The organism is Aquabacterium sp. T101 (assembly GCF_057219775.1).
In genome coordinates, this window is the sequence record NZ_JBXVVZ010000015.1 from 1 (window position 1) to 5,530 (window position 5,530).

6 protein-coding genes are annotated in these 5,530 nt (G+C 61.3%); all 6 read right to left on the bottom strand.

Going from position 1 to position 5,530, the window contains the following annotated elements; all coding sequences use genetic code 11:
• Positions 1 to 102: 102 nt before the first annotated feature.
• Positions 103 to 573 (bottom strand): DUF695 domain-containing protein, encoded by a 471-nt coding sequence (locus tag AC2EAQ_RS18820; RefSeq protein WP_484645976.1) that lies wholly within the window; start codon positions 571 to 573, stop codon positions 103 to 105.
• Positions 574 to 698: 125 nt separating this feature from the next.
• Positions 699 to 1,220 carry a DUF1643 domain-containing protein gene (locus tag AC2EAQ_RS18825; RefSeq protein ID WP_484645977.1) on the bottom strand — a complete coding sequence of 174 codons (522 nt, stop codon included), beginning with the start codon at positions 1,218 to 1,220 and terminating at the stop codon, positions 699 to 701.
• A 584-nt stretch (positions 1,221 to 1,804) separates the two neighbouring features.
• Positions 1,805 to 2,188: a hypothetical protein gene (locus AC2EAQ_RS18830; RefSeq protein ID WP_484644857.1), complete on the bottom strand. Its 384-nt coding sequence runs from the start codon at positions 2,186 to 2,188 to the stop codon at positions 1,805 to 1,807.
• Between the two features lie 638 nt (positions 2,189 to 2,826).
• On the bottom strand, positions 2,827 to 3,117 hold the full coding sequence (locus AC2EAQ_RS18835) for a YwqG family protein (protein ID WP_484645978.1): 291 nt from the start codon (positions 3,115 to 3,117) through the stop codon (positions 2,827 to 2,829).
• Positions 3,118 to 3,728: 611 nt separating this feature from the next.
• Positions 3,729 to 4,076 carry a hypothetical protein gene (locus AC2EAQ_RS18840; protein ID WP_484645979.1) on the bottom strand — a complete coding sequence of 116 codons (348 nt, stop codon included), beginning with the start codon at positions 4,074 to 4,076 and terminating at the stop codon, positions 3,729 to 3,731.
• Positions 4,077 to 5,068: 992 nt separating this feature from the next.
• On the bottom strand, positions 5,069 to 5,530 hold a 462-nt coding region (locus AC2EAQ_RS18845; RefSeq protein WP_484645980.1), incomplete at its 5' end, for a DUF6572 domain-containing protein.

Here is a 5,530-nt window from a genome sequence, read left to right on the forward strand (position 1 = left end):
CTTCGTGTGAGACTTCACTCTGGTGGCTCCTTCGGTTGCTTGTGAGGCAACCCGCATGCTCGCGCATGCGGGTCGAAGGAGCCGCCACCTCAGCTCATGCGTTCAACAGACTCCGGGACATCGCCACTTGGCGTCTTCAGCTGCGTGAATCTCGATAGGGAAGCGACTTTCAGTGGCCAGAGCTCTGTTGAGAGCCTGGAAGAAGCGTTCCTCTGATTGGGTGTAGTAAATCCACTCGCGGAGGTTCTCTCCAGTGGAGACCAGTACGAGGGCCGCAAGACCTGCCTTTTCGGTTACGGGTTCAAGAAGGTCTTCGAGCCGCTCCATCCGCGCTCGCTCCGCCGTGCTAGGCATCCCAGAGGAGGACTCGTAGCGCCAGACGATGATGATTCGATTCGGATAGGCTGACCGCTCGAAGGCTGGCTGGAACTGCTTGATGTAGCGGAAGATGATCTTCCGATCCGTATTTGCTTGACTGGAGATTGCGGTGGCCCACTCTTTGCCGATGCTTGATTCGGCCGCGACAGCCGTCCCGAGGCAAAGGAGGAAGAGGACGGCGAGAAGCGGTTTCATCTGACGCCTAACGCAGAGTTAACCGGGCGACGGCGGCTGGACGCCTTGCCCGCGACGCGCAGGATAGGCAAGCAGCGCCTCGCGGGCAAGGTGGCCAGCCGTTGGTGCTCCGGTTGAACGACCTGTTAGGCGTCGATGCTTGCAACATAGCTTGGCATGCAGAACTCGGCGAAGGACCAACCATAGCTCAGCCGAGAGGGATGCCGAGGGTGGCCCCGCGACGTCAGCGCGCCGAAGTGAATCCAGGTGGGCCGTAGTGTCCGAAGTTTGGCCTCGAGGACCTTGGCGGATGCCAGGAAGTAGGGCCTCGCAACGACGGACTGGCCCCAAGCTGCCCAAATGGCAGGAGCCTTGGTGTGGGCGAGAAGTGCCTCGATTGCGGCGAAGTTCTGCTCGAGCGCATCCTTCTCCGGCTCAGTCGGCAGGGTGTTGTAGTCGGTCGCTCGCACCGGGTATAGGTTGAGCATGACGAACCCGGTGTATCCGGTACGGCGCGCAACCTCTTCAACCTTGGCAACGGTGGTATCGGACTTCTCCTGCGTTGCTGTACTTGGGTTCAGTCCAACCACGTACAGCATCTTGCTTCCGTGCCGGCCAAGCGTGAAGCGCAGCCGATCGTCGTTGGAGCGGGAGTAGATGTCGTACATCTTCGACGCCTAACGTTCGAGCTAAGCTGCCCGCGGAGGCAGGCGCTGTAAGCCCGGGCTGCGATGATGCCTCAAGGGCCGCAGCCCGGGCTTACGGCGCCTGCCGTAGTGGGTCAGCTTGAGCGAGGGGTTAGGCCTCGCTCGGCACCCGCGGGGTCGCGCATGCATTTTGGAGTGAAGCTCTCTGAGCTGCCGCTTCGTGCGAGATCATGCGCTACTCACGTGGTCTTCGTTTCGCCCTTGAGTCAGTTCCGTCAAGGACTACTCCTACTAGACACCCCGCTGCTACCACCCCGGCTTGGAGCGCGAGCAAGTCTTGCTCAGGAAAGACCTTGGCCAGGACTCCCGCGACCAAAACCCCCACTACCGTACCGATGAACGTGAGAAGCATGGATAGACGCGCGAGGGCTTTGGTTGCGAGGCCTAACGTAGAGGTAACCGGGCGACGACGGATGGACGCCTTGCCCGCGCGGTGCAGGATAGACAACGAGCGCCGCGCGGGCAAGGTGGCCAGCCGTTGGCGCTCCGGTTGACCGACATGTTAGGCCTCAGTTGCGGCGACCAAGTGGGACTTGGCCCTCGGCTCACTTCGTTGACTTGGGTGGCGCCACAAGTGCGGCACCCTGGTGAGCCTGCCATAAGGTGGCTATTCTCTGCTGTGCGACGGCTGAGCCGAATCTCCCAGCCTGTATGTAGATCTCTCTCTTTGCGTCTTCGTCCGAACACAGCCGGCCGAGCACTTCGAAGGCAATGAGCCTGTGCAGTTCGATTCGGGCTTCGTAACGTTCGAGGATTGCTCGCTCTTCCTCGTCCGACTCGTGCCCGTCGAGTGCGTAGAAACTCCAGTAGTTGTTGTACTTGTCGCAGAAGAGGTCGAAGGTGATTTCGCCCTGCGCGCACCTTCGAACGAGGTCGTCATGCTGAGCCAGCGAGCGCTGAAGTTCAGCTTCTGAGGCGAACATTTGCATGGAGTTTCTGAGGCCTAACGTTGAAGATGAGCGGATGCTGGAGGCGTGCGCAGCACGCCGGAAGCCGTCCGCTCAATTGACTGGTTAGGCGTCATTCTTCCGCTTCGACGCAACTGGGGCAATGGACCATGCACTGCCTTGTCCGAAAAGAGCGCCGCACTTCCGGCACTCGGGGCTACTGACTGGTAGAAGAGACTTGCAGTTGGGGCACATTCCGTCTGGCTTTCGGATGTCAGCTTCCAATGCCGCGGACGGGGGTGCTTTTCGACGATGTGCGGACTCCGACGCAGGTTGGCTCTTTCTCAGTCCGTTAACGTAGCTGGCATAAACGTGAGCGATCGCCAGGAGTAGAAGCAGCACCGCGCCGAGAGGAACGGTGTAGAAGAGCAGCCACATAACTCCCGCCATCTCCTGCAACTGACGTGAGCCAATTGCATTGCCCAAAGCCGCAGCACAAACACCCACAAGCAAAGGCGAGAGCGAGATTAGGACTATCCACGCGACGGGCTGCTTCACAACTGCCCCGAGCTTGGAGAAGAAGCTCATAAAGACGCCTAACGTTGGAGTTCACCCGCCTGCGTCAGCCCGCTTCGCGGGCTGACGCAGGCGGGTGCAACGACGGGTTAGGCAGCGCCGCGCTAGTACGACTGCAGGACACTCTTGGCCTCCAAACATTCCCAGCAAACGAAGACGTAGATCATTCCGCAATCGCCAAGGACGTGTGCATCGCCGAGCGAATCAAGCTGCGCGTAGAACGACATCGGCTTACCGCAAGAGCAACTCGGAGTCTCGGGGGACTGGATCCACTCGGGGTCTCCGCCGATGCGGTGGCGACGACCGATCGGCTCGCCCGCCCACTGAAAACCGACGGCGGCAGTTGCCTCCGGCGTTTGTGGTGACGGCACCAACGGAACGGGCGGGATCTTCATGCGCTGCCTAACGTTGGAGCTAAGTTGCGACCAGCGGCATGGCGCCCTGGCCGCGAGGCCGATGATAGCCAACACGGCGTCGCGGCCAGGGCGGCATGCCGCTGGGCGTCAACTTGAGCGACTGGTTAGGCCGCACCGCGCCGGCGGCCAGCAGGCAAGCGCTGCTTAGACTCCGAGAAGATGCACCGCAAGCTTCGCGCTCCACTCAAGGCGAAGCATCCGGGTGACGCGGCGCGGATGAGGAGAGCTTGCTGGGTTTGCTGCACCGATGCTGGAGCCACCATGCAAGTGCAAGGAGCGGAGGTGCGAGAAAGACGGCGGAGGCGGCAGCCAGATACGGACCCATGAACATTGCAACAAGCAAAGCCGGAGCGAGGTTCACCGAGGCGACGACGCAATGTCCGACGCCATACATCTGTGGGGTGCAGTCGGGCAACAAGTAGGTGATGGCGAACGCGAGCGCTGCCATGGCGGCTGGCGCCACGGCGGCAAAGAGAGCGACTCGGCGGAGAGCCCGCGGCCAATGCATCGGTTGTGCGGCCTAACGTTCGACGTGAGCCGCGGACACAAGCACGCGCAGCGTGCTTGTGGCTGTCGGCTCGATGGAGTTGTTAGGCGTCATTTTGCGCAACCACCACCGGGCCCAACCTTCCCGCAAACTCAAAGGCTTCGACTCCGCTGCCTTTAGCACTAACTAGGACTACCGCCCCCTGGCCGAACGAGAGAGCCAAGACGGCACCAGCAGGTGGAGCAACGCTCACAGCCCGTTGGCCGATGAGAGAACGAAGCGCCTCTGCCAGGCCACGCTCGCCACTGCGCGACACCGATGACGCGGTTGCCACCGACAACTCGTTGTAGACAGAGAAACGCTGATCCCCGAACACCAACTGCACGTAGTCTTGGACATAGACGACTTCCGACAGTGCGCCGGCAGGAGTGAGATCAGGCGGATAGCTCACGCTTCGAATGACGCCTAACGTTCGACGTGAGCGGAGGCTGGAGGCACGCGAAGCGTGCCGGAAGCCGTCCGCTCGATGGACGGGTTAGCCAGCACGGCGCTCCTCTTCGCGCGATGCCGCACGCCACCGCTGCAGGCCTAGAGCGGCAATTACACCGGCAACCCCGAGCAAGACGATTGCAAAGCCCTTCCACCCCAGGCTACTGGCTACCAACGAATTGAACCAGCCCCACTTGCCTGTGTGCGGGGGAGCCGGTGGCCAGAACCAACTCAAGATGGCCCACGCACAGACGGCAACCGACACGCCCCACAGATGCTTAGCGCGGCTGCGCTCGGTCTGTGGCATCAACTTCCAATAGGAGTGATCGGGCTCGCTCCTCCAAGACTTCATTGCTGCTGGCTAACGTGAAGGTGACCGGCACGTTGCGGCAAGGGGCCGCACGGTGCACGATTTCCAACGGCGCCGTGCGGCCCCTTGCCGCAACGTGTCCGAGTCGACCGACCTGTTAGAGCGCATGCAACTCCTCTTCTGGCACACCAATCGCCCGAAGCCGGCCGACCACTTGGGCCAGCGCTGCGGGACGCTGGCGGAACCGGGCGACGAACCGTCGTCTCCACCGCCTCCAGTTCTCCTGCACGGACTCCACCGCGTCCTTTGATGCCCCCGGATCGTCATCGAAGCCGAACTCGAAGCCGCAGCTACACATTTCGAACGAGGCACAGCCGTCTCCGAAATATGGCTCTCTGTCCAATTCGACGCTGCCACAGACGGGACATGCCCAGCGGCCATCGACAGCTTGGTAGAGCGTTGCGCTGGAGCCGTCGCGGAGACGGACGAGACGGGTTTTCATGCGCTCTAACGTTTGAGCTAACCGGCCCGCGGAGGCAAGCGCCGTAAGCCCGGGCTGAGATGATGCTTCATGTGCCTCAGCCCGGGCTGGCGGCGCTTGCCGTAGCGGATCCGGTTGAGCGAAGGGTTAGGCGGCGGGCGGTTCACCGTGGGATTTCACCCTGAACGGAAAGCTCAATGCTCACGTTGTACTCAGCTACAGCTTCTCGGTAGCGTTGGATGAACTCGAGAATGAATTCTGAGGGGCGTGCATAGAGGTCGATTCGCAAGCAAATGCGCTTGCCTTGGCACTCTGGATGCTGCTCCAACAACGGACCGTCCAATGCGTACCCCAGATAGTTGTTCAGTTTTGCCTGGAGGGCATTGGCGTCTTGCTCGGACAGCGCGCGATCCTCAACAAGAACCAATCGAACCACTCTCTCATTCTGTGTGACCAGATCGAGGATATTGGGATAGGCGATGCCAGTGTTGGTCATGAGCCGCCTAACGTTTGAGCTGAGCGGACGCCTTCGGAATGGCGCTTGGCCCGCGAGACGGATGATGACCTGAACCGGCTCGCGGGCCAAGCGGCTTGCCGATGGAGGTCCGCTCGAGCGAAGGGTTAG